Annotated in this window: 24 protein-coding genes and 2 pseudogenes; 13 read left to right on the top strand and 13 right to left on the bottom strand. The window is 43.9% G+C overall.

Features of this window, described 5'->3' with window-relative positions:
- The first annotated feature begins 6 nt into the window (after positions 1-6).
- The 7 genes and pseudogenes from ACRQ5D_RS07655 to ACRQ5D_RS07625 all read left to right on the top strand — a co-directional run bounded on the left by ACRQ5D_RS07655 (position 7) and on the right by ACRQ5D_RS07625 (position 5,423).
- Positions 7-153: an FAD-dependent oxidoreductase gene (locus ACRQ5D_RS07655; RefSeq protein ID WP_431199350.1), complete on the top strand. Its 147-nt coding sequence runs from the start codon at positions 7-9 to the stop codon at positions 151-153.
- Positions 114-1,130 carry an NAD(P)/FAD-dependent oxidoreductase gene (locus ACRQ5D_RS07650; RefSeq protein ID WP_431199349.1) on the top strand — a complete coding sequence of 339 codons (1,017 nt, stop codon included), beginning with the start codon at positions 114-116 and terminating at the stop codon, positions 1,128-1,130. The genes ACRQ5D_RS07655 and ACRQ5D_RS07650 overlap by 40 nt, the downstream gene beginning before the upstream one ends.
- Before the next feature lie 18 nt (positions 1,131-1,148).
- Complete coding sequence (locus ACRQ5D_RS07645) at positions 1,149-1,847, top strand: methyltransferase domain-containing protein (protein ID WP_091169233.1); 699 nt, start codon at positions 1,149-1,151, stop codon at positions 1,845-1,847.
- Positions 1,848-1,856: 9 nt separating this feature from the next.
- Entirely contained in the window at positions 1,857-2,921 is a 1,065-nt protein-coding gene (locus ACRQ5D_RS07640; RefSeq protein ID WP_091169237.1) for a sensor histidine kinase, read from the top strand.
- A gap of 48 nt (positions 2,922-2,969) precedes the next feature.
- The gene (locus ACRQ5D_RS07635) at positions 2,970-3,620 is read left to right on the top strand and encodes a DUF47 domain-containing protein (RefSeq protein WP_091169240.1); all 651 of its coding nucleotides are present in this window, start codon (positions 2,970-2,972) and stop codon (positions 3,618-3,620) included.
- A 21-nt stretch (positions 3,621-3,641) separates the two neighbouring features.
- Positions 3,642-4,651 (top strand): annotated as a pseudogene (locus ACRQ5D_RS07630) (inorganic phosphate transporter).
- Between the two features lie 34 nt (positions 4,652-4,685).
- Positions 4,686-5,423, top strand: coding sequence for a DUF4197 domain-containing protein (locus ACRQ5D_RS07625; protein WP_091169712.1), 738 nt, complete (start codon positions 4,686-4,688; stop codon positions 5,421-5,423).
- 190 nt (positions 5,424-5,613) lie between these two features.
- On the opposite strand, the gene ACRQ5D_RS07620 is transcribed toward ACRQ5D_RS07625, so the two are convergent.
- The 8 genes and pseudogenes from ACRQ5D_RS07620 to ACRQ5D_RS07585 form a co-directional block, all read right to left on the bottom strand.
- Positions 5,614-6,861: a carboxypeptidase-like regulatory domain-containing protein gene (locus ACRQ5D_RS07620; protein ID WP_432328619.1), complete on the bottom strand. Its 1,248-nt coding sequence runs from the start codon at positions 6,859-6,861 to the stop codon at positions 5,614-5,616.
- A 16-nt stretch (positions 6,862-6,877) separates the two neighbouring features.
- A complete protein-coding gene (locus tag ACRQ5D_RS07615; protein WP_091169249.1) occupies positions 6,878-7,447 on the bottom strand; it encodes an RNA polymerase sigma factor in 570 nt (189 codons plus the stop codon).
- 228 nt (positions 7,448-7,675) lie between these two features.
- The gene (locus ACRQ5D_RS07610; protein WP_091169251.1) at positions 7,676-9,241 is read right to left on the bottom strand and encodes a M28 family metallopeptidase; all 1,566 of its coding nucleotides are present in this window, start codon (positions 9,239-9,241) and stop codon (positions 7,676-7,678) included.
- Positions 9,242-9,435: 194 nt separating this feature from the next.
- Positions 9,436-9,966 (bottom strand): hypothetical protein, encoded by a 531-nt coding sequence (locus ACRQ5D_RS07605; RefSeq protein WP_091169252.1) that lies wholly within the window; start codon positions 9,964-9,966, stop codon positions 9,436-9,438.
- A 340-nt stretch (positions 9,967-10,306) separates the two neighbouring features.
- Entirely contained in the window at positions 10,307-13,423 is a 3,117-nt protein-coding gene (gene infB, locus ACRQ5D_RS07600; RefSeq protein WP_091169256.1) for a translation initiation factor IF-2, read from the bottom strand.
- Between the two features lie 60 nt (positions 13,424-13,483).
- A pseudogene (nusA, locus tag ACRQ5D_RS07595) lies at positions 13,484-14,718 on the bottom strand (transcription termination factor NusA).
- Between the two features lie 3 nt (positions 14,719-14,721).
- Entirely contained in the window at positions 14,722-15,186 is a 465-nt protein-coding gene (rimP, locus tag ACRQ5D_RS07590; protein WP_091169262.1) for a ribosome assembly cofactor RimP, read from the bottom strand.
- 126 nt (positions 15,187-15,312) lie between these two features.
- A complete protein-coding gene (locus tag ACRQ5D_RS07585) occupies positions 15,313-15,738 on the bottom strand; it encodes a hypothetical protein (protein ID WP_091169264.1) in 426 nt (141 codons plus the stop codon).
- Positions 15,739-15,804: 66 nt separating this feature from the next.
- Between ACRQ5D_RS07585 and ACRQ5D_RS07580 the strand changes: the two genes are divergently transcribed.
- Positions 15,805-16,404 (top strand): murein L,D-transpeptidase catalytic domain-containing protein, encoded by a 600-nt coding sequence (locus ACRQ5D_RS07580; RefSeq protein WP_432328618.1) that lies wholly within the window; start codon positions 15,805-15,807, stop codon positions 16,402-16,404.
- A gap of 26 nt (positions 16,405-16,430) precedes the next feature.
- Here ACRQ5D_RS07580 and ACRQ5D_RS07575 read toward each other — a convergent pair whose 3' ends face one another.
- The 3 genes from ACRQ5D_RS07575 to ACRQ5D_RS07565 all read right to left on the bottom strand — a co-directional run bounded on the left by ACRQ5D_RS07575 (position 16,431) and on the right by ACRQ5D_RS07565 (position 19,500).
- Positions 16,431-16,940 (bottom strand): hypothetical protein, encoded by a 510-nt coding sequence (locus tag ACRQ5D_RS07575; RefSeq protein WP_431199347.1) that lies wholly within the window; start codon positions 16,938-16,940, stop codon positions 16,431-16,433.
- A 200-nt stretch (positions 16,941-17,140) separates the two neighbouring features.
- Positions 17,141-18,928 (bottom strand): prolyl oligopeptidase family serine peptidase, encoded by a 1,788-nt coding sequence (locus ACRQ5D_RS07570; protein WP_432328617.1) that lies wholly within the window; start codon positions 18,926-18,928, stop codon positions 17,141-17,143.
- A complete protein-coding gene (locus ACRQ5D_RS07565; RefSeq protein WP_432328616.1) occupies positions 18,847-19,500 on the bottom strand; it encodes a DPP IV N-terminal domain-containing protein in 654 nt (217 codons plus the stop codon). Before ACRQ5D_RS07565 ends, ACRQ5D_RS07570 begins: the two co-directional genes overlap by 82 nt.
- A 71-nt stretch (positions 19,501-19,571) precedes the next feature.
- On the opposite strand from ACRQ5D_RS07565, the gene ACRQ5D_RS07560 reads away from it, so the two are divergent.
- Genes ACRQ5D_RS07560 through ACRQ5D_RS07550 form a run of 3 tightly spaced genes read left to right on the top strand, consistent with a single transcriptional unit; the run spans position 19,572 to position 20,863 of the window.
- The gene (locus ACRQ5D_RS07560) at positions 19,572-20,111 is read left to right on the top strand and encodes a GNAT family N-acetyltransferase (protein WP_091169716.1); all 540 of its coding nucleotides are present in this window, start codon (positions 19,572-19,574) and stop codon (positions 20,109-20,111) included.
- Positions 20,104-20,682, top strand: coding sequence for a zeta toxin family protein (locus tag ACRQ5D_RS07555; RefSeq protein WP_091169278.1), 579 nt, complete (start codon positions 20,104-20,106; stop codon positions 20,680-20,682). The genes ACRQ5D_RS07560 and ACRQ5D_RS07555 overlap by 8 nt, the downstream gene beginning before the upstream one ends.
- Positions 20,672-20,863: a hypothetical protein gene (locus tag ACRQ5D_RS07550; protein WP_091169281.1), complete on the top strand. Its 192-nt coding sequence runs from the start codon at positions 20,672-20,674 to the stop codon at positions 20,861-20,863. The genes ACRQ5D_RS07555 and ACRQ5D_RS07550 overlap by 11 nt, the downstream gene beginning before the upstream one ends.
- Positions 20,864-20,870: 7 nt before the next feature.
- On the opposite strand, the gene ACRQ5D_RS07545 is transcribed toward ACRQ5D_RS07550, so the two are convergent.
- Together ACRQ5D_RS07545 and pepT are read right to left on the bottom strand one after the other, a co-directional pair.
- Positions 20,871-21,365 (bottom strand): GNAT family N-acetyltransferase, encoded by a 495-nt coding sequence (locus ACRQ5D_RS07545; protein WP_091169285.1) that lies wholly within the window; start codon positions 21,363-21,365, stop codon positions 20,871-20,873.
- 41 nt (positions 21,366-21,406) lie between these two features.
- Positions 21,407-22,657 carry a peptidase T gene (gene pepT, locus ACRQ5D_RS07540; RefSeq protein WP_091169289.1) on the bottom strand — a complete coding sequence of 417 codons (1,251 nt, stop codon included), beginning with the start codon at positions 22,655-22,657 and terminating at the stop codon, positions 21,407-21,409.
- Positions 22,658-22,735: 78 nt separating this feature from the next.
- On the opposite strand from pepT, the gene ACRQ5D_RS07535 reads away from it, so the two are divergent.
- Together ACRQ5D_RS07535 and ACRQ5D_RS07530 are read left to right on the top strand one after the other, a co-directional pair.
- Entirely contained in the window at positions 22,736-23,470 is a 735-nt protein-coding gene (locus tag ACRQ5D_RS07535; protein ID WP_431199345.1) for a hypothetical protein, read from the top strand.
- The gene (locus tag ACRQ5D_RS07530; protein WP_091169296.1) at positions 23,470-23,835 is read left to right on the top strand and encodes an MmcQ/YjbR family DNA-binding protein; all 366 of its coding nucleotides are present in this window, start codon (positions 23,470-23,472) and stop codon (positions 23,833-23,835) included. The genes ACRQ5D_RS07535 and ACRQ5D_RS07530 overlap by 1 nt, the downstream gene beginning before the upstream one ends.
- Positions 23,836-23,847 lie beyond the last annotated feature (12 nt).

Raw genomic sequence — 23,847 nt, 5'->3', positions numbered from 1 at the left:
GCCATCATGAGCGATGTAATTGTAATTGGCGGGGGCCTGGCCGGGTTGTTTAACGCCATATTGTTGAACGGTGCCGGTCTGAAGGTTACAGTTATTGAAAAAAGACTTACCCCATGCACCGCGTTTGTGGTGAATATATCTCGAACGAGGTGATCCCTTTTTTGTCTTCGTTGGGCATCGACCTTGATGAACTAAACGTTGCCCGGATCAACAGGCTGGAGGTAACAGCAGCATCTGGTACCAAACTTTCGCAAAAGCTTGACCTGGGCGGTTTTGGTTTAAGCAGGTTTACTTTCGATAATTTTCTGTACCAAAAAGCCCTCGCCGAAGGAGTTGATATTTTAACAGGCACACGGGTGGAGGATATTCGTTTTGCTGGCGAAAAATTTGAAGTGGTAACTCCCGGCGAAACATTAACAGCCCCGTTGGCTATCGGCTCGTTTGGTAAACGATCCAACCTCGATCAAAAACTTAAACGACCGTTCTTTTATAAACGCAGCCCATACCTGGCCGTAAAATTCCATTTGCAGATGGATTTCCCACAGGACCTCATCCAGCTTAATAATTATAAAGACGGCTATTGTGGGGTAAGCAAAACCGATGGCGACAGGTATTGCATGTGCTATATGGCCCATCGTGATGACCTGCGCAAGTATGGTACTTTACAGGCTTTAGAAGAGAACGTGATCCGCAAAAACCCTTACCTCGATGAGATCTTTCGTAACGCCAGGTTTTTACTGGATAAACCTGAAGTGATCAACGAAATCTCCTTTGAGAAAAAAGCGCCTGTTGATAATCATATCCTGATGAGCGGAGACACCGCCGGGATGATAGCCCCACTTTGCGGTAACGGCATGACCATGGCCATTCATTCGGCCAAAATCCTTTCCGAAAAGATCATTACACACTATAAACCGGGCAGCTTTAATCCTGAAAAGCGCGCCAGCCTTGAGCAGGATTATGCCCAAAGCTGGAACAAACAGTTTGCGCAAAGGCTTTGGGTTGGCCGGCAGTTACAGCGTTTGTTTGGCAACGATAACATGACGGCCCTTACTTTAAATACGCTCAATCACCTGCCTTCTGTTGCACAATACCTGATAAGTAAAACTCACGGCCAACCATTTGTATAGTTCAGGCGTATATATTATATGCCCGATTTAAGTTACCGTACCGATATGCTGGAGATCATGGATGATTTTGATCTCCCATCAGCCGAAATAAACCCAGTGCTTGAAGGTTTGGGAAAGATGAATGCCTTGTTTGGTGGTCATAAAAGCATCATCGGCTCGTTGAAAAAGCTTCCCATCTACAATGGTTATTCGGTAATTGATTGGGGCTGTGGAGGAGGAGACACCCTGATAGCTATTGCTAAATGGGCCGAAAGCAAGCAAATCGATCTTAACTTAAACGGCGTTGACGCAGCACAGGCTGCTATTAATTATGCCCGAAAACAGGCAATGGATTATAACAATATTAATTTTATCCAAGCCGATGTTATTGACGAAGCATATCTCATTAAACCGGCTGATGTGATCATTTGCAGCCTGTTTACACACCATTTTGATGATGACCGCTGGATTAAGCTCATCAAAAACATGCAAGCCTCGGCACAAAAAGGAATTATCATTACCGACCTGCACCGTCACTGGCTTTTATATCATGCCATAGTGTTTATAACCCATGTTTTTACCCGTAGTGCCATGGCCCAAAATGATGGTCCGCTTTCGGTTAAGCGCGGTTTTAAAAGGTACGAATTGTTAGCTTTATTAAAAAAAGCACAAATTGATAATTTTAAATTAACATGGCGCTGGCCTTTCAGGTGGGAGTTAATCATCTATAAATCGTAGCTTTACGCTATGAATTTGCGTGTACTGGTTTTAACAACCTCGCTTGGCGTGGCAATTACGCTCTCGGCCGTTAATTTTTATTTTCAGCATAAATGGTACGATGTAATGGTTACTTTCTCGGTGGCCCTTGGTGTAAGTTACTTCGTTTTTTACTACCTCATCGAAAAATACATCTACTCCCGTATCAAGCTAATTTACAAACTGATCCATAACCTGAAATTAGGACGCGACCTTAGAGATGCCCTTGGAGAACACGTGAGCGCCAACCCCATTGCCGATGTAGAGCAGGAGGTTAAGGAATGGGCAAAACAGAAAAAGACCGAGATAGACGAACTCCGCAAACAGGAAAAATTTCGCCGTGATTTTTTATCCAATATCTCGCACGAGTTTAAAACCCCGCTATTTGCTATCCAGGGTTACATTGAGGCCCTGCAGGATGATGATTTTGATGATAAGGAAATGGCCCGCCAGTTTTTGGAAAAAGCTTCAAAAAATGTTGACCGGCTAAGCTACCTGATCAAAGACCTTGATGAAATTTCCAAACTTGAATCGGGCGAGATGCCTATTAATTACACTAAATTCAAGATCAACGACCTGATCAAAGAGGTTTTTGAATCATTGGAGATCAAAGGCAAGCAGTACCACATTAAACTTATATTTAAGCAAAAGTACGATGAGCCTATTGTAGTGAATGCCGACAGGGAAAAAATAAGACAGGTGCTCGTGAACCTGATAGATAATTCGTTTAAGTACGGTAAAGAAGAAGGCAGTACTTCGGTAAGCCTTTTTGTACTGCATGACCAGGTTTTGGTTGAAGTTACTGACGATGGTATAGGTATTGAAGAAAAGTTTTTGCCAAGGTTATTTGAGCGTTTTTTTCGTACAGACAGCAGCCGTTCAAGGCAAATTGGCGGCTCCGGGCTGGGGCTTGCTATTGTAAAGCATATTATTGAAGCCCATCAGCAAACCATCAATGTGCGCAGTACAGAAGGGCTTGGCTCAACGTTTGGTTTTACATTAGCAAGAGCTAAACAAACCATTCCTTTTCCGAATTTACCTGTGTTAAAAAGTTAACAATAATTTAACATACTAACTGTACCTTTACACCAATTTCAAATCACTATGTCGCTAAACAGTATATTCCAGTATTTTGTACCCAAGGATAAAAAAATATTCTTCCCGCTGTTTGAACAAGCCGCGGCCAATGTTGTAGCTATGGCTACCATACTGGTTGAAGCAGTTAATTCAAACAACCCTGCAACCCGCGAGGATTTATATAAACAGATTGACAAGCTTGAAAACAAAGGCGACGAATATACTCACCAAATTTACCTGGAGCTTGGCAAAAACTTCATTACGCCTTTTGACCGTGAAGATATCCATGCCCTTGCAACAGCTATTGATGATGTGGCTGACTATATACAGGGTGCGGCCAACCGCATGAGCCTGTACAGGATAGATGATTTAAATGAGCACATCCGTAAGCTATCTGACCTGATACTGCAGGCCAGTGTTGATTTGGAAAAAGCTGTAAGAGAACTGAAAGACCTTAGGAACGTGCGTAATATCGCCGATTCATGCATCAGGATAAATAGTGTTGAAAATCAGGCTGATTATGTTTTTGACCGCGCTGTAGCCGACTTGTTCCTGTATGAAAAGGATGCTATCCGCCTGATTAAATACAAAGAAATATTAGCCGCCCTTGAAACTGCTACCGATATGTGCGAAGACGCAGCTAATGTTATGGAGTCAATCTTGGTTAAAAACGCTTAAGTAAATCTTATCCCCAGCTAAATGGTTACTTCCCTACTTGTAGTTATTGTTGTACTCGCCCTGTTGTTTGATTACACCAATGGCTTTCATGATGCCGCAAACTCTATAGCTACCATTGTATCTACAAAAGTATTAACACCGTTTCAGGCAGTGTTAATGGCCGCGGTATTCAACTTTGCAGCTTACTTTTTATAAAAGATCATAAGGTTGCTAATACCGTATCTAAAATTGTATTGGAGCACTACGTTACCCTGCATGTGATCCTGGCTGGTTTGGTAGCAGCCATCACCTGGAACCTGTTTACATGGTGGTTCGGAATCCCTTCAAGCTCGTCGCATACCCTTATTGGGGGCTTTGCCGGTGCCGGTATGACTAACGCGCTTTATATGGGTGCCAACGCCCTGCATGCTGTTGAAATGCAATATGTGCTTAAAATTGTTGCCTACATCGTACTTGCCCCGTTTATTGGTTTAATTATAGCTTATGTTGTAACCATTTTAATACTACACCTGTGCAAGGCTGCCAGGCCGGCCACCGCGGAACGCTGGTTTAAGCGTATGCAGCTGGTTTCATCCGCGGCATTAAGTTTTGCTCATGGAGGTAATGATGCTCAAAAAGTAATGGGGATTTTGTACGTAAGCCTTATTGCTTCAAAAGTGATAAAGCCAGGCTCAGTAATGCCGGAGTGGATTCCTTTAGCTTGTTACTCAGCTATTGCTGCGGGCACCATGTCGGGCGGTTGGAAGATCGTTAAAACCATGGGCTCAAAAATAACCAAGGTTACCCCGCTTGAAGGTGTAAGTGCCGAAACTGCTGGTGCTATCACCCTGTTTATTACCGAGCGTTTCGGGATTCCGGTTTCAACAACACATACTATCACCGGCTCAATTATAGGCGTGGGTTTAACCAAACGTGTATCGGCCGTGCGCTGGGGCGTAACCATTAACCTGGTTTGGGCGTGGATCATTACCATACCTATTTCGGCCCTGATTGCCGCCGGTGTATTTGCATTATTACATTTCTTTGCCTAAACAAACCGGTAGTAATTTTGTTAGTTTTACTACTATGAAAACAAGACTACTCATTATCCCCGTCTTAATAGCTTTAATTACATTCACCAGCTGTGATACGCTAAACCAGGTAGCTAACGCCACTATTCAAAACCAGGGAACACCAACGTCGCTTGAAATAGGCAACGGTTTAAAACAGGCCCTTGAAATAGGCACAGGTAAAAGCTCGGATCAACTATCGGCAGTTAACGGTTTTTTTGGCAATGCCGCTATCAAGATCCTTTTTCCGCCCGAAGCGCAAAAGGCAGAGAAAACCTTACGCGGACTTGGCCTGAACAGCCTTTGCGATAATGTGATCCTTTCGCTTAACCGCGCAGCCGAAGACGCTGCAAAACAGGCAAAACCTATCTTTGTTGATGCTATTAAGCAAATGACCCTGCAGGATGTTACCAATATTTTATTGGGCAGCCAGGATGCGGCAACACAATATTTTAAACGTACAACTACCGCGAAATTAAGCCTGCAATTCAAACCTGTTATCCAGGGCAGCTTAAACAAAGTGAACGCTACCAAATACTATACTGACGCGGCCCAGGCTTACAATAAAGTTCCGTTTGTATCAAAGCTTAATCCTGACATCAGCGATTATGTGACCCAAAAGGCTATCGACGGCTTATTTGTGGAGATAGCCAAAGAAGAGCTTAACATTCGTCAAAATCTTGGCGCGCGTACAACGCCTTTATTACAAAAAGTATTTGCTTTTGCTGATAGGAAAAAAACTACCGGACAATAAATAGAAAAAAGAAAGAGATACCAAAAAAGGCTGCGTCGATGTTATTCAACGCAGCTTTTTTATTGGGCATATTATTTTTGCTTTTGGAATTTAACCTTTACAGTAACAACTTCGGGTTTGTTGTTAGTACTGCCAACCCATGAGGGGCCATTTTTTATAAGCTCTATGGCTTTTTGATCGGCCGCTTCATTCAGGCCTTTTTAATGCTAAACTCATCTGTGATGCCGCTCGGGAATACCGTAAATGTTACGGTCACGGTGCCGGCAGTACCATCAGGCAGTACAGCATTAGTTTGTAAATATTTTTTCAGGCTGCCCCAGCCCAGTTGCGGATGAGCCGCAGTGACACTTACCTCACCGTTGTCATCGTCTTTTTTAGTTACAACCACCTCGCTAAGGGCCCTGGAATCTGGCTTAAGCGCTACTTTAATACTATCGCCGCGTGTGGCGTTAACCTGCCTCGGCTCATAACCAATATAAACCACATCAAGTGTCGCCTTATCCCCCGGCGAACTGAGTGCGAATTTTCCGTTAAGGTCAGTTACCGTGCTCCGGTTGGTGCCTTTGATCCTGATTGCCGCACCAATTAAAGGCGAGCCGTCATCTCTCGAAATTATAGTACCGGCAATGTATAATGATTGTGCTGCTGATTTACTGCTGCCAAAAATAGTTGCTGGTGAAGATGTAACACCGTCAACCTTTCCGGGTAATTTAAATTGCAGCGGAGCTTTTGCTTTCGCTACGGTCGTATTCGCTCTTAGTGCTATCACATCCGGGCTTACTGTATCTTTTTTTGCAATTGGAGCTGTGTATCCTGCTACTATCCGCTCACTTAAATTGCCTTCTTCTTTCAAAGCAACTTTATCTTTAGCAGCGGGTGGCGGAGTTGCCGGTTCTGCTAAAATATTGCTGCCCACAGGAGGAGCAACATCATTAGAAGCTGTTTTATTGTCACCAGCGGAAATTTCCTGCTGATAAAGTGCATTAGCCGATTGCTTGGCCCGTCTTGATTTTTTGCTTACTGCAATTGATGGGGCCTGTATGAGCGTATTGGTATTCGCTTTTTTAACTGTATCGCCGGTCTTTACGGTATCGGCGGCAGCTACCACGGGCGGAACAGAATTTTTGTTTCCTGTTATGTTATTACTTTGCAGTTCGGATTTAGGAGATCTGTTAAGATAAAGGCCTCCCAAACTTAGTGTTATTAAAACCGAAGCCGCTATGGGCCAAACGGTCCACGGTATTACGCGGCCTTTATTTTCTCCGGTACGCTGCCGCAGTCTTGAGGCAAGGTCAGCAAGGTTTAACTGTTGACTTGTCCCCATGTTTTCATATCCTTCCAATGCATCCATCAAAAAAGGGTCGTTTAGTGCCTCCATTTCCAGTTTATGCATAGCACGGGCATCAAGCTCTCCGTTGAGATACTTCTGTATTTGCAATATATTTGCCTTTTTACTATGCACTGTTCCGTTCGAGGCAAATTTTCAAATTCCTCTTACCGTTTTGGATATAACTCTTTACCTCATTTAAAGTATATCCTGTTATCCCGGCAATTTCTTTATAACACTTCTCTTTTAAATAAAACAGGTGGATACTTTGTTTTTGTCCGCCGGTTAACCCTGCTATGCAGTGCTCCAAAGCTTTCAAAGCCTCTTCCCTGTCATTATCCTCAGGATGCAAAAAGGGGGTAAATTCCACAACTTCATCTAAATTAACCAGCTCCATCTTTTTACCACTCCGTAACTGCATCAAGCAATAATTGCGCCCAAGTACATACACCCAACTCCTGAACTGGTTAATCTCATGCTTTTTAACCTTATCAACCAGCTCCTCAAAAATGCCCATTACCGCGTCTTTGGCCAGTTCTTCATCTTTCAGATATTTAAGGCAAACGCCATAAACAAGGGGCATATATCTTTCATATAAGCTGCCCAAAACTGTTAGGTTACCGCTTGCGCGATAATCACTAAGTAGTTCTTCGTCTGTTGATTTCCCTGGTTTTTGGGGTTTTATAAATAGGCTCATTAAACATACAAAATTAATTTATTAAAATGGTTTATGGAAATTAACTGCCTGCAGACGGCTCTATTTAAGGAAAATAAGCTAATAACGAGGTGCTTTTCATATGTATTGGCCCATTTCTATTATAATCCCTGAATACACTAAGTCAAGGCTGGAATAACAATAGCATAAAGCACAAACAAAAAAAGCGATGCCCGGGAGCATCGCTTTTCTATAAATATCGTAACAGTTTTACCTTGCCGGTTGAGGCTTTGGCAGCTCTTTGCGCGGTATCATTTCGGCGCGTTGTGCCGTATGGTAAACAAATGAAGCAACAATGGTAGCGGCTTGTTTCAGGTCGTCTTCAATAAGGCGATCGTAAGTGTCCTGATTACTATGATGGGTACGTGAACCGTAATCAATAGCATCCTGGATAAACTGGAAGCCCGGAATGCCAACGGCATCAAATGAAAGGTGATCGGTACCGCCGGTATTACGAATGGTAAGCGTGGTGGCGCCAAGATCTTTAAAAGGTTCAAGCCAGGCTTTAAAGATAGGTGCCGCGGCCGAATCTCCCTGCAAATACACTCCACGGATCTTGCCGGTTCCATTATCAAGGTTGTAATAGGCCGAAAGCTTTGCTTGTTCGGGTTTAAGCTCCATCGTTTTAGGATCGCCAAAATGATTGGCCACATATCCGCGCGAACCAAATAAGCCCTGCTCTTCCGAACTCCATAGGGCGATGCGAATGGTGCGTTTGGGTTTAAAGTTAATCGCTTTTAAAATACGCATGGCCTCCAGCATTACCGCGCTGCCCGCTGCATTATCGGTAGCACCGGTAGCGGCATGCCATGAATCAAGGTGGCCGCCAAGCATTACTACCTGGTCTTTCAGCTTTTTATCCGTCCCGGGAATTTCAGCGACTACATCATAGCCCTGCATGTCGTCGGTAATGAATTGGGTTTTAATATCAGCTTCCAGTTGTACCGGCTGACCGCCTTTTATAAGGCGCAAAATGCGCTGGTAATCTTCGCTGCTGGTTTCAAGCTCGGGAGCTACTGCCCTCGCGGTATCGGCGTATGAAGCGCCGTTGGTGGTAAACACTGTACCATCAGTACCGCGGGCCTGGCTTAACACCAAGCCAGCTTTTTCATCAACCAAAAATTGGCTTAATGCAGTCCTGAAAGCACGTAATTTACGGAAAGCAGCCATTTGGGCTGCGTTGGGGTCTACAGCGTTCCTGCGCGGGCCGGCCGGCGTAGCTTTCGCGTTGGCCATTTCGGTAAGTTCCTCATCGGTATAACGGGCGGCATCCACTTTCCAGGTACGTTCTGTTGGTGCTTTAGTATCAAATATCACGATCTTGCCGGCCAGCTTACCTTTATATTGCTCAAGCTCTGCTGCCGAATCGGCTTTGATTATCATCACTTCGCCTTTGATTAAGCCATTTGTACCCGGTGTCCATGCTTTAGGTATGGCGATGATAGCGTGATAGTAAGGAATCGTGATAGCTGCATAGTTTTTTTGAACCTCCCAGCCTTTGCCAAATTTACCCCAGGCTTCCAATTTAGAGTTGGCCATGCCCCAGGTTTTAAGCTGATTAACAGCCCAGTTTTGGGCGCGCTTTAAGCCCGGAGAATTAGCAAGCCTTGGGCCCGAAACATCTGTAAGATAAAAAGCCGTTTCCATTGCCTTTGAATGGTTAAGGCCTTCTTCCCTTATTTTTTGAACCATTGCAGCATCAACAGGCTCCTGTGCAAACGACGGTACTGCAATACCGGCCGTAATTAAACAGGAAAAGAGTAGTTTTAATTTCATATATAATAATTATAAGATCAGTTAATAACAAACCTATTTATTATAAATTAGAATCGGGAATATTATATGTTAACAAAGTTGTTACATGGTAGGGGATTATACAAGGTTTCTGGCGGATACAGTAACTTGTTAAAGTCACGCCATTGCTCACAAGTTCAACCAGTTGAAAGATTCTGTGTGTAACTGGCTAAAGACTAATTGACATTCATAATTATCGGGTATTTTTTTGTTCCAACTTGCTTTCTGTCGTCTATGATCATTACAAGCTTGCCCCGTAAATCAATCGGCCCTGTTCTTGGCTCGTAAGTATGCCTAATGGTAACAGCCTGTCCGGTGTATTCAAGTATTCCTGCCTGCGGCTGTTCTACTTCTCTTTTTAACATGGCCTGGTCTGTAAGTGCTGTGGTATCCGGGTTTTCAGTATAGTTGATCAGTTTCCCGGTAAAGTAAACCATTTGACGGCCTAAGATGATATCCTTGTCAATTTTCAGGCGCTTGCCATTAACCTGTTTTTTTACAATGATAGTTAGCAAGTGATTGGGGAACCGGTTACCGATGTACAGATACAGTAAATTGGTACGGGAATCAAAATCAATAACCCGGCACTTTACAACCACTTCTTTACCTAAGTGAGTGCTGATATCTTTAACAGCTATGGTATCTGCTTTTTGGCCAATTGCTGTAAAGCATGAGAAAAGAAGAATTGTAAGGATTGTCCATTTCATAGTGATTGTTTGTTTAGGAGAAAATTTCTAACAAACTAAATTGAAAAATGTTATTATAAGATTTCAACGGCTGTTAAATGTAAAAGCCCCATTACTGACGCTTAGGATTGCTACATATACAGAACGGGTATACAAGTACAGTTAAGCTGAAAGCTTAACTCATTTTAGGAGGAAGTTACGTTATCGCTAAACCTTCGGCCAGTCCCGGAGGCCTCCTCTGAGAATACAGACTTACGAAGTTTCAAAAACTTCGTAAGTCTCCGCTTTGTAAGAAAGCCCCAACAAAAAAGGGCCTATCTGAAAAGATAAGCCCTTAAATATTATAAAGCTGATTATTCAATTACAGCTTGCGTTTTACTTCTACATTTTCGTACGCTTCAACAATATCGCCTACTTCAATGTTGTTAAAGTTGTTGATGTTCAAACCGCACTCGTAGCCCGCGCTTACTTCTTTCACGTCATCTTTAAAGCGCTTCAGTGAAGCCAGTTCGCCGGTGTAGATCACCACACCATCGCGGATGATGCGGATCTTGCTGTTACGGTTAATTTTACCATCCAATACCATACAACCTGCAATAGTACCAACTTTGCTGATCTTAAAGGTTTCGCGGATTTCGACGTTAGCCACAATCTTCTCTTCAAAGGTTGGTGCAAGCATGCCTTCCATCGCCGCTTTGATCTCGTTGATCGCGTCGTAGATGATTGAATATAGCCTGATATCAATCTGTTCAGCTTCGGCCAGTTTACGGGCACTACCTGAAGGGCGTACCTGGAAACCAATGATGATCGCGTCGGATGCCGATGCCAGCAATACGTCTGATTCGGAGATCTGACCTACCGCTTTCGAGATGATGTTCACCTGGATTTGCTCGGTAGACAGTTTCAACAATGAATCTGACAAGGCCTCGATAGAACCATCCACGTCACCTTTAACAATGATGTTAAGCTCCTTGAAGTTACCAACTGCCAAACGACGGCCGATTTCATCAAGGGTGATGTGTTTTTGTGTACGTAAGCCCTGCTCACGTTGTAACTGCAGGCGTTTGTTAGCAATTTCACGTGCCTCAACTTCACTTTCAAGCGCGTTGAACTTATCGCCCGCGGTTGGTGCGCCCTGCATACCCAACACCTGTACCGGTGTTGAAGGCCCTGCCGAGTCCACACGCTGGCCACGCTCGTTGGTTAACGCTTTAACACGACCGCTGTAGCAGCCTGCCAATATCGGGTCGCCTACTTTTAAGCGGCCTGCCTGTACAAGGATGGTGGTAACAATACCACGGCCTTTATCTAAAGCTGCCTCAATAACAGTACCTACGGCACGTTTGTTAGGGTTAGCTTTCAGTTCGAGCAATTCGGCTTCAAGCAATACCTTTTCCAATAGCAAGTCAACATTTAAGCCGGTTTTGGCCGAAATTTCCTGCGACTGGTATTTACCGCCCCACTCTTCAACCAAAATATTCATGGCCGATAACTGTTCCCTTACCTTATCGGCATTGGCGCCCGGCTTATCAATTTTGTTAAAGGCGAAGATGATTGGTGCACCTGCAGCCTGCGCGTGGTTTATGGCCTCGCGGGTTTGCGGCATCACGCTGTCATCGGCAGCTATCACTATAATTACAATATCTGTAACCTGCGCACCCCTTGCACGCATAGCGGTAAACGCTTCGTGACCCGGTGTATCCAGGAAGGTGATCTTTCCTTTGTTATCAGGCAATGTTACTTCGTAAGCACCAATGTGCTGGGTTATACCACCCGCTTCGCCGCCTATTACGTTGGTTTTACGTATAAAGTCGAGCAATGAGGTTTTACCATGGTCAACGTGGCCCATGATGGTTACGATTGGTGCACGTGTCACCAGGTCGGCCGGATCATCAGGCTGGTCAAGGTTGGCTTCTTCATCCTGCGGCTTCACAAATTCAACCTGGTAGCCAAACTCATCGGCCACAATTGAAAGTGTTTCGGCATCAAGCCTTTGGTTAATGGAAACAAACATACCCAGGCTCATACAAGTAGATATGATCTGCGTTACAGATACATCCATCATGCTTGCCAGCTCATTTGCCGTTACGAACTCGGTAACCTTCAATACTTTTGATTGCAGTTCCTGTTCCATTGCCAGTTCTTCGGCACTTGCAGCAACGTCATCACGTTTTTGACGACGGAATTTAGCACGCTGTGCAAACTTGCCCGACTTACCTGCGCCACTTAAGCGCGCAAGTGTAGCCTTGATCTGGTCTTGTATGTCTTTTTCTGACGGTTCTTCCTTCGGTCCTGTATGTTGAGGCGGATTATTGCGGTTGTTCCTGAAATCCGGGCGGTTACCACCGCCATGACCTCCCTGGCCCTGACCTGGCCCGCTGTTTCCGGGTGCTCCATGTGTACGGTTCCTGAAATCCGGGCGGTTAGGATTAATGGTACCACCACCGCTGGGCTGTTGACCTTGTTGCGGGTGATTGCCACCACCGCCCTGCTGGCCATGCGGATGGTTACCGCCGCCTTGCTGCGGGTTGCCCTGGTTATCTTTACGCTTACGTTTGCGTTTGTGATCGGCCGAGTTATTATTTGAATTTGATGATGAAGCTACCGGGTTGCGTTTTGGCGCGTTAACCGGCAACTGGATCTTACCAATAATATTTGGCCCGGTTAGACGCTCGGCTTTAGCACGGATCACATCCGGTTCCTGGCTTTCATCAGCTACTGGTGTAACCGGAGTTTCGGGAGCAGCCGGAGGTGTTGCAACCGGTGCTTTTTCAGCAACAGGCGCTTTAGGCTCTTCAGCTTTAGGTGCTTCGGCTACCGGCGGTGCAACCGGGGCTGCCGGTTTTGGCGTTTCAACCTTTGGTGGTTCGGGTACAACCGGGGCTACCGGCTGTGGCGCTTCAACTTTTGGCTCGACAGGTGCCGGAGCCGGTGTTGGCGCAGGTGCCTGTGCAACTGGCTCGGGTTGTTTAACAACTACTTCCGCTGGTTTTTCCGCAGGCTTCTCCGCCTGTGGCTTAGCATTCAGGTTGTTAAGGTCAATTTTTCCAACCACCTTAACACCAGGTAATACGTCATTGCGCTCATCAGAACGTGCAGGAGCTTGCGCTGCCGGAGCAGGCTCGGCCGGTTTTGGTTTTTCAACCTGCGGCTGTGCAAAGTGCCCTGTATTCTTGATCAGTATCTCTTCGTTCTCAAAATCGCGCGAACGGCGGTTCTCAACCGGCTTTTCAGGAAACTGTGCAGCAGGCTCTTCTTTCCTTATCTTTCCGATACTGATCTGCTTAGCTTCCTCCTTAATACTTTTGTCAACAGCAAATTCCTTTAACAGGGCATTGTACATGTCATTATCCAGCTTGGCCATAGGATGCTTGTCAACCTTGTATCCTTTGGTAGCTAAATAATCGACAAGGGTACCCATGCCAATGTTCAGTTCTTTTACTGCTTTAATTAATTTTATGGATTTGTCTTCTGACATTTAATATTACTTTCTCTGCTTATTTAGTGCAAAAATACGATTTTAATTTGCTTATTCCGCTTATTCAAACTCCGCATTCAATATTGATAGCACTTCTTTTACTGTTTCTTCCTCTAAATCGGTACGTTTTACCAATTCACCAACGGTTAAGGCCAGTACTGATTTTGCTGTATCTAAACCAATACGTTTAAATTCATCAATGATCCAGCCTTCAATCTCGTCAGAAAATTCTTCAATGTCCACATCCTCGTCATGCTCATCAGCCTCACGGTAAACATCAATTTCGTAGCCTGTCAATTTTCCTGCCAGCTTAATGTTGTGCCCGCCACGACCGATAGCTAACGATACCTGGTCGGGTTTTAAATACACAGCCGCTGTTTTTTCTCATCATCTAATTTAATAGAAGTGATTTTGGCAGGTGACAATGCACGCTGAATATATAGCTGAACGTTGTTGGTAAAGTTAATAACGTCGATATTTTCATTTTTTAACTCACGTACTATACCGTGGATCCGTGAACCTTTCATACCCACGCAGGCACCAACCGGATCGATACGGTCGTCATATGATTCAACGGCAACTTTAGCACGTTCGCCCGGTTCGCGTACAATCTTCTTGATGGTAATTAAGCCATCAAAAATTTCCGGCACTTCAAGCTCAAACAAGCGCTGTAAAAACTCAGGCGCTGTACGCGAAATGATGATCTTAGGGTTGCTGTTCAGCATATCTACCTTTGATACAACAGCTTTAACACTATCGCCTTTCTTAAAGTAGTCGGCCGGGATCTGCTCTGTTTTTGGCAGTAACAGCTCGTTGCCTTCATCATCAAGAACTAAAGTTTCTTTTTTCCAAACCTGGTAAACCTCGCCTGTAACAATTTCACCTACGCGGTCTTTATATTTTTTGAAGATCTCGTCTTTCTCTAATTCCAGGATTTTTGATACCAGCGTTTGGCGGGCGGCTAAAATAGCACGGCGGCCAAAGCTTTCTAAAGTGATCTGTTCAATATAATCATCACCAACTTCAAGGTCGGCATCATACAGGTGTGCTTCGGCAAGTTCTATCTCCAGGTCATCATCTTCGCTAAAGCCATCTTCCATAACTTTACGTGTGCGCCAGATCTCTAAGTCACCGTTATCGGTGTTCACAATTACGTCGCAATTTTCGTCCGTACCGTACTTTTTCCTGATCATGCTCCTGAAAACGTCTTCCAGAACGCTCATCATGGTAGGGCGGTCAATGTTCTTGAAATCTTTAAATTCCTGAAAAGAATCAATTAAATTAATATTGCTCATTTTTTACTTAAATGATATTAAAACCTTTGTTTCTGTTATTTGGTCCATTGGGATAACGCTTTCTATAACCTGCGCTTTTTTCCCTTTTTCTTTTACTTTTTCTTCAATGGTGATGGCATCCTCTGTAAGGCCGGTTAATGTGCCTTCGCGTTTAGCCCCATCTTTCATTTTAATGCCCAGGTTACGGCCAACATTCTTGGCGTATTGCCTTGGCGACGACAGCGGATAATCAATGCCCGGCGATGAAACCTCCAGGTTATAAGCGGTTTCAATCACGTTTTCCTCTTCCAGATGGAAACCTACGTGCCTGCTTACCTGTGCACATTCATCAATACCGATACCGTTATCGCCATCAAGCAGAATGATCAGCTTCCCGTTCGAGTGCATTTTAATATCCACTATAAACAGGTTTGGTTTATCTGCTATCTTCTCTTCTACCAGTTCTTTTACCCTTTTTTCAATATTCATTACCCACCGGTGTTTTTGACAGAATAATTTTGATTGATAAAATAAAAGAGGGGACTAATTGCCCCCTCTTTTATTAACGGTTGCAAATATAATCAAAAATATTAAATTTTCAAGCATATAGGTAGTTTATTGCTTAAAAATCAAATCTGTATAGTGCAAGGTTCCGGGTTTGCTGCGGCTTTTTATCAAATCGGTCAGCGTACTACCGGCACTGAAATCATAGTAACGAAAAAAATACGTTTGCTGTGTGCTAAAGACCGTATCGGGTGTAAAAACAACTACATTGTTATGAACGGTATAACGACCCGGCTGTGCGGGCTGCAGGTTTTGCATGCTGGTATCGGCGGGCATGCGGTAAACGGCCATGAGCGTTTCCCAGGCTTTGGCAGATGAATCACGGCTGATCTCGTTAATGATGGCCGGATCGAAACCTGTAATTTGTAATGCTTTTCCGTTATTAACTGTCTTAATGGTTACCGGTGCTTTGGTTGATGTTCCTGTACAACCAAATAAAAACATTAGCGGAAGTAATAAAGGAAAAAGTTTTTTCATTTGGCAAGATAGGTTTATTGTAATAAAAAGCGGATATTTCTGTTTACAACACAAAACCTGACACAATTGAAACCTTTATTCCTGCTTTTCTTAATATCCTTTTGCTGTGTTAAAGTTAATGCCGACGTGCCCCGTATCGACCTTAACCGTGTTAAAGAAAAAGCCAAACAAAGCCTGGCGTTTTGCCGGCAGCGTGGTTACAACACCCGCTATTGTATTTTAATTGATATGGCCCTGCCATCGGGTGTTAAACGTTTTATGGTATGGGATTTCAGGAAAAACTATGTGCTGGTTTCCGGACTGGTGAGCCATGGCTGCGGCCGTAACCCCTGGAGTGGTGAATGGTCGAAAGACAAACCGGCGTTCAGTAACCTGGATGGCAGCCACTGTACTGCCCCCGGTAAGTACCAAATAGATGGACGGGCCTACAGCGCCTGGGGAATCCACGTAAAGTATTACCTCACCGGATTGGAAGCAACCAATAATAACGCTTTAACAAGGCAGATCGTTTTTCATTCGTGGGAACAGGTAGCCGAAACTGAAGTTTACCCTACAGGGACACCCGAAGGCTGGGGCTGTCCGGCTATATCAAATAATACCATGAAAATTGTGGATGCTTTGTTGAAGAAACAAAAGAAGCATGTGTTGATGTGGATATACAATTAATGTACGCTCATTCCCAATCTGTTTTTCTACTTTACAATAGTTTTTACAAATCCGTACACGGATATTGTATCGGTATATTTGCTTTCCCACAAATGCGACGCAGCGATCTGAAAAGAAAACTTACCCCTTAAAAGCTCACCCTTTACGTAGGTGTCTTTATCAAGAACAACGTTTTTATCTATCACTTTAAAAACAGGTTTTTTGTATGAGCTATCAGTAATTGAAAAAGTTTGATTGTATTTGGCTTCAAATACACCTGGGGATTTAACAAATTTCAATTCATCGCGGCCATCAGAAAAAGGAGTGTCCGTCAATTTAAAAACAAGAGCATTTTTATCGAGCGTCACTTCGCAATTTCTGAAATATTGCCTGACTTTACCTTCAATAACTGTCGTTTCTGAAGTGTAATTACGTTTTGATGTATCTTTCGTTTGCCTGTTAATTACATAGCTGAAATGTTCTTCTTTAAAAAAAGGCTCATCATAAAGTTTGCTTGAATAGTTTTTCGCTGGATACAAAGTTGGTGTTTTTACCAATTTTGATTGTTTTTGTATTGGCTGTGAACAGGAAAAAAGAAACAGTGTGAGTAAAATGGATACCTTTTTCATAAATGATTGAGTTTTAGCTTAGCACGCAGCTTAACCTGCGAGAATTTTAATATATAGCCGCCGGTACAGCATGCGATTGCCGCATCGCGTCTCCCGCTTGTCCCCTTTTGCTGCTCCTCTTAGTTACTCTACTTCTTCAACGTCCCCTCAAATAACTTATAGATGCGTTTATATTCATCGGCCCAACTGCTGGGTTGTTCAAAGCCGTGGTCTTCTACAGGGTACGAGGCCAGCTCCCAGTTTTCTTTGTGCAACTCTATCAGTTTTTGAGTAAGGCGAATGATATCCTGGTAATTCACATTCTGATCTATCATACCATGGAGCATCAGCAGGTTGCCTTTTAAGCCGTTGGCAAAATAAATAGGCGAACTTTTACGGTAAGCCTGTTCATCCGTAAAAGGTTCATTGAGGATGTTGGATGTATACTCGTGGTTGTAGTGCGCCCAATCGGTAACGGAACGGATGGCCCCACCTGCCGCGAAAACATCGGGCTCGGTAAACATGCCCATCAACGTAATGAAACCGCCGTATGAGCCACCGTACAAGCCGACATGTTTAGGATTAACGCCATATTTATCTACTAACAGCTTTACGCCATCAACCTGGTCGGTGAGGTCTTTGCCTCCCATGTGGCGATAGATCCCTGTCCGGAAATCCCGGCCATAACCTGCGCTCGCTGTGTAGTCAATGTCCAGCACAGTGTAACCATTATCGGCCAGCATGTTGTTGAACATAAACTCACGGAAATAATAACTCCACGAATAGGTGACATTTTGCAGGTATCCCGCGCCATGTACAAAAACCACAGCAGGTTTTGCAGGATCTTGCTTTTTAGGCTGATACAGGCGAGCATAAACATCTGTACCGTATCGGTTTTTAAAGGAAATAATCTCGGGGTCGCGCCATGGGTATGACAAGTATTCGGCCGAAACCGAGTTGGTTATTTTTACCGCCTTTGCGCCCGGTTTATTGGCCTGGATATATAATTCCCAGGGCCTGTTTGAATAGGAATAGCGGATAGCCAGCCATTTTTCGTCGGGCGAAAGTATTACCTCGTTGCCGCCTTTCATACCGGTAATTTTAACAGGGGTACCGCCGCTAACCGGGATGCTGTAAAAATGGGTAATGCCCGGATGATCGATATTGGCAGTAAAATAAAACGTCTTTTTATCCTGGCTTAACTGCAAAGTTTGTACTTCCCATTTGCCGCTGGTGAGCTGCTTTTTAGCACCGCTGGTTACATCAACCACATAAATATGCGAGTAACCGCTGGCCTCGCTTTGGTAATAAAAATGGTTATCATCAATAAAACCTGCATTCCCGGGATCATCAATGCCGGGGCCGCCAATCCAGGCCTCATCCCGCTGGCGGTCAAGCAGGCTTAGTTTACCGCTTACCGGGTCTAAGCGCATGATCCAGCAGTCTTTATTATCCTGGGCTGAGATAATGACCACGGCATTGCTGCCGCTTTGGTTCCATAAAACACCATCGATATTTACCTGCCTATCTGCGTTTTCCTTTTGACGGGCTTTTAATTCATCGGGATAATCTTTTAAATAGTCGGGCAGGTCTTTAATTCCGGGGATCTCTGATGTAATAACCGGGTAAACTGCTTCACGGCGCTTATCGTAAATAAACGTCTCTGAGGTTGACGATGGCCGGCCGACCTTTGAACGGTTAGGTATGTCCTCGGTGAAACCCGATGCGGTAACATAATTAGGTACAATCGCGTTTTGAACGCCATCGGCGCGTTTGGTAAGGCGATAGGTGATAAACCTGCCATCCGGACTGATCTGTACAGCGCTCAGTCTTTTATCGCCATAGGCAATCTCTTTCAGCTTGTCGGGTTTAAGCAATGCTGTTTCTGTTGAATCTTTTTTATCGTCCTTTGCTTCCTTTTTGATGATATCAAACAACTCAAGCTGTTGTTTTTTGAGCCATTGTTCCTGTTCGCCGGGTTTATCCTTACTTTTTTATCGCTTGCTGTCCGTACAAAATTGGTGAGCTGTACCAGGGTGCCGCCATTCAGGTTCAGGGCAAAGAGATTATTATCTTCTTTGTAAATGATCTTTGTTTCATCACCGCTGAAAACAGGGCTGTCTTCCTGCGCTACGGTATTTGTTAGCCGGGTGGTTTTGTTGGCTTTTACATCGTATAAAAATAAATCGCCGTTTTTACTGAATATCTTTTGGCTGTGCTTTTTGTTCCATTCGCCGTAACCGGCTGCCAGATCACGCTGTTCGGCAATGCTGACTTTTTGTACCTTGTTGTCGCCGGGGCTAACTGAATATAACCGGGTATCGCCCGAAGCATCATCATCCCATTTAAAATAGATCTTTTTACTATCGTTAGCCCAGTTGATATTGGAGGGTGAAACCCCGATCCATTTAGGGTCGCGCATAATTTTTTCGATGCTAAGGGTATCCAGCTTTTGGGCAAAGGCGCCCGTTGCCGGGATCAGGAACAATAAGCCTAACAGTTTTTTCATATCTCAATAAAGCATGCAATTTAACAGTTTGGCTAATGATTGTTATTTTTAAGCATTTTATTGTTACAATAATGGAACTACAGGGCAACGAATTTTTATTGAGGGCGTGGCAACCGGGCGATGAAGCATCACTTCAAAAGCATGCGGATAACCCGAAGGTATCGGCTTTTTTGCGCGACAGGTTCCCGTGCCCTTATACTATGGAGGACGCCCTGTTTTGGGTAAACCTGGCCCAAAATCAGCAACCTTTAACCAACTTTGCCATAGTAGTTAACGGTGAAGCCTGCGGCGGCATTGGTGTTGAACTTTTTACCGACGAAAGCCGCATAACCGCCGAAATAGGCTATTGGCTTGGTGAAGAACATTGGGGAAAGGGCTTAGCAACCGAGGCTGTAAAACTGGTAACCACTTATGCTTTTGAACATTTTTCGCTATTGCGTTTAGAAGCCGGTGTGTATAATAGAAACACGGCATCCATGCGGGTGCTCGAAAAAGCAGGCTATATTCAGGAGGCCGTACTACGAAGGTCAGTTATTAAAAATGGCGAGGTGATGGATAAATATATGTATGCTATTTTTAAGGATGAACAACTAAATTCACAGGATGCCTAATTTGTATATCATAGCAGGTTGTAACGGTTCCGGTAAAACCACGGCAAGCTATACAGTTTTGCCCGAATTGCTTAACTGTAATGAGTTTGTAAATGCAGATAACATCGCGGCGGGACTATCTCCCTTCAATCCGGAAAGTGTTGCATTCGAAGCCGGCCGGATCATGCTGCAGCGGATTGAAGATTTGCTGAACCGGGGAGTTGACTTTGCCTTTGAAACAACGCTTTCAACCCGGAGTTATGTATCCTTGGTTAAAAGAGCTCAGCAAAAAGGATATGAAGTTACTTTATTGTTTTTTTGGTTGAGCTCTCCTGAAATGGCAATGGAACGAGTAGCTAAACGAGTGAGTAAAGGAGGCCATAATATCCCTGCCGATGTAATAGAACGGAGATATTACCGGGGAATAAGAAATTTGGTATCTTTGTATATACCTCTTTGTGATAAATGGGTTGTAATAAATAATATAAATACGGGCTCCCTGGTGGTGGCAAGAGGTTTCGGGTCGTTAGAAGAAACAATAATAAAATCCGACGTTTGGAAAGTAATTTTAGATCAGGCAAATGACAACTAAAGCACAAAAAATGGGCATGGATGAGTTAGAGGCGAAGGTGCTTGAAGGCATGAAGCGGGCGAACCGTAAGCTGGTTGAAACTGCCGCTGCCAACAACGAAAGCCTTATCATTGGAGATAAAGACGGCAGTTTCAAAGCGGTGCCAGCAAAAGAGCTTTTAAAAACCCTTCCCGCCAAATAGCAATCACTTATAATTCCTTTCTCATTACATAATCGTTCATCCAGTATTTACCAATGGCTATATCCTCTTCATAGGCTATGGTAAACCCCATTTTTTCATAGAATGATTTGGCGTTATTGTATCTGTTGACGTTAAGTTCCAGCGTTTTCTTACCGGCATCTTTAGTTTTTTGGGCTACCTCGTTAATCAATACTTTTCCGTAGCCTTTGCCCTGGGTCTGCGGCAGGCAGTATAGCTTGTGCAGCTTATAAACCTCCGGGTTTTCCTCGCGGGCCGAATAGGCTGCAAATGCCACCGGATTGCCTTCTTCCTCCAGTAACAGGTAAGTTTGCTGATTTTCTTTAACCTGTTTGGTTATTTTCTCTGTCGAGTAAATCTCGCCAAGCATAAAGGATATCTGTTCGCGCTCAAGAATGGGGCTGTAGGTTACCCACCATGTTTTATCGGCAATATCACGGATAGTTTCCACATCGTTTAAGGTGGCAGTACGTATTGTATACATCTTCAAATTTAGTTTTGTGTTATTAAGAAAAGTCGTATGTCTTAACTTCTTTCTTCCCAGATCATGCACAGGTGCAAAATGGTTTCAACTGCTTTCTGCATATCCTGAATTGACACCCACTCGTGCCTGCTGTGAAAAGCATGTTCGCCGGCAAAAATGTTAGGACAAGGCAAGCCCATGAATGAAAGTCGTGAGCCATCGGTACCACCCCGGATACTGCACAATTTGGCGTTTAAGCCGGTACGGTTAATGGCCTCCATTGCATAATCAACAATTTGTGGGTGCTGGTCAAGCACACCTTTCATATTACGGTATTGCTGGCTCACGGTAATATCAAACGTAGAACCGGGAAATTTCTTTAATACTTTAGTAGCAGTTTGGCGGATAACCTCTACGTGTTCTGCGAGTTTATTTTCATCAAAATCCCGGATAATAAAATCGATAGATGCGGTTTCCACATGGCCTTCTATACCTACGGGATGCACAAATCCCTGCATGCCTTCGGTATGTTCAGGCGAAAGTTCATCAGGCAGGGCGGCAATAATTTGCCCGGCAATTTTTATAGCGCTTTCCATTTTGCCTTTTGCAAATCCCGGATGGGAGCTTACACCATTAATAGTAAGCCTGGCCCCATCTGCCGAAAAGGTTTCATTCTCCATATTACCCGCGCTTTCGCCATCCATAGTATAAGCGGCAAAGGCACCCAATTTGGCAATATCCACATGATCTACACCATGGCCAACTTCTTCGTCGGGCGTAAACAGGATCCGGATATCGCCATGCTTTATTTCGGGATGGTTGATGAGCTGGTAGCAGGCATCCATTATTTCGGCCACGCCGGCTTTATTATCGGCGCCGAGCAGCGTGGTGCCGCTGGCTGTAATAACATCGTTACCCAACTGGTTCTTCAGATCGGTATGCTCGGCCATGCGGATCACCTGGATGTTATCATCAGGCAATATTAAATCCTGGCCCTGGTAATTTTTATGTACAATTGGTTTTACATCCTTTCCGCTGCAATCGGGCGCGGTATCCATATGCGAGCAAAAGCAAATTACGGGTACCGTTTTATCAGTATTTGACGGAATTGTAGCATAAACATAACCGTACTCATCCAAATGCGCATCGGTTATACCCATAACCAGCAGTTCATCAACCAGCAGCCGACCAAGATCTTTTTGCTTTTCTGTTGATGGAAATGAAACCGAAGAGGGGTCTGATTGCGTGTCAACGGTAACATAACGCAAGAAGCGTTCGGCTACTGTGAACTTAATGAATGAGCTGAAATTCATATAAAGCTTTTATATTAGTGAAAATTTAGGCGGCGGTTAATACCATCTCCAATTGTAAATATTGATTAAAATTATACATTGAAAAAATATTTTCTGCTTTTTGTTTTGGCTTGCGCCTCATTTATGGCTAAAGCCCAAAGCGGGTTTAACTATTATGAATGGGGTGTTGGTTTTGGCGCAAGCTATGGCCGTGGCTTTGACGATCTTAACCGTCAGGTTTGGCACCCGGGGGGGCTTAACCTGACTTATAATTACAGCCCCTATGTACCAATGAGCCTCGAATTTCAGTTTGGTACGCTTGAAGGCGGTGGCCGTACACCAGATAAGGATCAGTTTGGCCGCTATTCAAAAAATAATTATAAGGCCCTGGTACTTCACGCCGATTTACAGTTAGGTGAAATAATTGACTACGATAACAGCGGTTTTTTAAATGTTATAAAAAATTTTTACGGAGGTGCCGGAATTGGCGCTATATCCAACAGCATGAAGGATATTCAGCGCACCAACCTATATCTTTTTAATGGTCCGGATACCTATGTGTTTCCCGGAAAAAGTAAAAGCGTTAATTTGATGGTTCCCTTGCGCTTTGGTTATGAATTTAAAATTTACGATGATTATGACCAGGTAGGTTATACCATAACGCTCGGTTATCAGCATAGTTATACTTTTGGCGAGGGATTAGATGGATATAATGATAATACACAAAAATTTAAAAATAACGCACCAGACCAATTTGCCATGTTTACAATAGGTTTTAAATATAACTTTGGCAATACAGTATCCTACACCAAATTGGTCAGAAATTTCAGGTAATGAACATAGAAGAACTGCGCGACTATTGTTTGCAAAAACCGGGTGCGACCGAAGGTTTCCCTTTTGGTGCGGATACACTGGTTTTTAAAATTGCCGAAAAGATATTTCTGTTAACCGGTTTACAAACCGGCGACAGGTTCAATGTTAAATGCGACCCTGAATGGGCTGTTGAACTCCGCGAACGCTACCCCGAAGTGCAGCCTGGCTACCACATGAACAAAAAAATGTGGAACACTGTGCAAATGAACGGCGCTCTTACCCGTAAACAAATCTGCGAAATGATTGACCACTCATATAATGAAGTGGTTAAAAGTTTACCCAAAAAGGTGCAGGCTGAGATAGCAGAATTACAAGCAAAAGCATAACATCATTTTTAT

It is taken from the genome of Mucilaginibacter sp. P25, from assembly GCF_050859465.1.
Classification (GTDB): domain Bacteria; phylum Bacteroidota; class Bacteroidia; order Sphingobacteriales; family Sphingobacteriaceae; genus Mucilaginibacter; species Mucilaginibacter gossypii.
This window is presented reverse-complemented; position numbering and strand designations above follow the sequence as displayed.

Excerpts from the sequence above, each read along its gene's own strand:
- ACRQ5D_RS07655 (WP_431199350.1), top strand. The coding sequence starts at position 7 with ATGAGCGATGTAATTGTAATTGGCGGGGGCCTGGCCGGGTTGTTTAAC.
- ACRQ5D_RS07650 (WP_431199349.1), top strand. The coding sequence starts at position 114 with ATGCACCGCGTTTGTGGTGAATATATCTCGAACGAGGTGATCCCTTTT.
- ACRQ5D_RS07645 (WP_091169233.1), top strand. The coding sequence starts at position 1,149 with ATGCCCGATTTAAGTTACCGTACCGATATGCTGGAGATCATGGATGAT.
- ACRQ5D_RS07640 (WP_091169237.1), top strand. The coding sequence starts at position 1,857 with ATGAATTTGCGTGTACTGGTTTTAACAACCTCGCTTGGCGTGGCAATT.
- ACRQ5D_RS07635 (WP_091169240.1), top strand. The coding sequence starts at position 2,970 with ATGTCGCTAAACAGTATATTCCAGTATTTTGTACCCAAGGATAAAAAA.
- ACRQ5D_RS07625 (WP_091169712.1), top strand. The coding sequence starts at position 4,686 with ATGAAAACAAGACTACTCATTATCCCCGTCTTAATAGCTTTAATTACA.
- ACRQ5D_RS07615 (WP_091169249.1), bottom strand. The coding sequence starts at position 7,447 with ATGAGCCTATTTATAAAACCCCAAAAACCAGGGAAATCAACAGACGAA.
- ACRQ5D_RS07610 (WP_091169251.1), bottom strand. The coding sequence starts at position 9,241 with ATGAAATTAAAACTACTCTTTTCCTGTTTAATTACGGCCGGTATTGCA.
- ACRQ5D_RS07605 (WP_091169252.1), bottom strand. The coding sequence starts at position 9,966 with ATGAAATGGACAATCCTTACAATTCTTCTTTTCTCATGCTTTACAGCA.
- infB (WP_091169256.1), bottom strand. The coding sequence starts at position 13,423 with ATGTCAGAAGACAAATCCATAAAATTAATTAAAGCAGTAAAAGAACTG.
- rimP (WP_091169262.1), bottom strand. The coding sequence starts at position 15,186 with ATGAATATTGAAAAAAGGGTAAAAGAACTGGTAGAAGAGAAGATAGCA.
- ACRQ5D_RS07585 (WP_091169264.1), bottom strand. The coding sequence starts at position 15,738 with ATGAAAAAACTTTTTCCTTTATTACTTCCGCTAATGTTTTTATTTGGT.
- ACRQ5D_RS07565 (WP_432328616.1), bottom strand. The coding sequence starts at position 19,500 with ATGAAAAAACTGTTAGGCTTATTGTTCCTGATCCCGGCAACGGGCGCC.
- ACRQ5D_RS07560 (WP_091169716.1), top strand. The coding sequence starts at position 19,572 with ATGGAACTACAGGGCAACGAATTTTTATTGAGGGCGTGGCAACCGGGC.
- ACRQ5D_RS07555 (WP_091169278.1), top strand. The coding sequence starts at position 20,104 with ATGCCTAATTTGTATATCATAGCAGGTTGTAACGGTTCCGGTAAAACC.
- ACRQ5D_RS07550 (WP_091169281.1), top strand. The coding sequence starts at position 20,672 with ATGACAACTAAAGCACAAAAAATGGGCATGGATGAGTTAGAGGCGAAG.
- ACRQ5D_RS07545 (WP_091169285.1), bottom strand. The coding sequence starts at position 21,365 with ATGTATACAATACGTACTGCCACCTTAAACGATGTGGAAACTATCCGT.
- pepT (WP_091169289.1), bottom strand. The coding sequence starts at position 22,657 with ATGAATTTCAGCTCATTCATTAAGTTCACAGTAGCCGAACGCTTCTTG.
- ACRQ5D_RS07530 (WP_091169296.1), top strand. The coding sequence starts at position 23,470 with ATGAACATAGAAGAACTGCGCGACTATTGTTTGCAAAAACCGGGTGCG.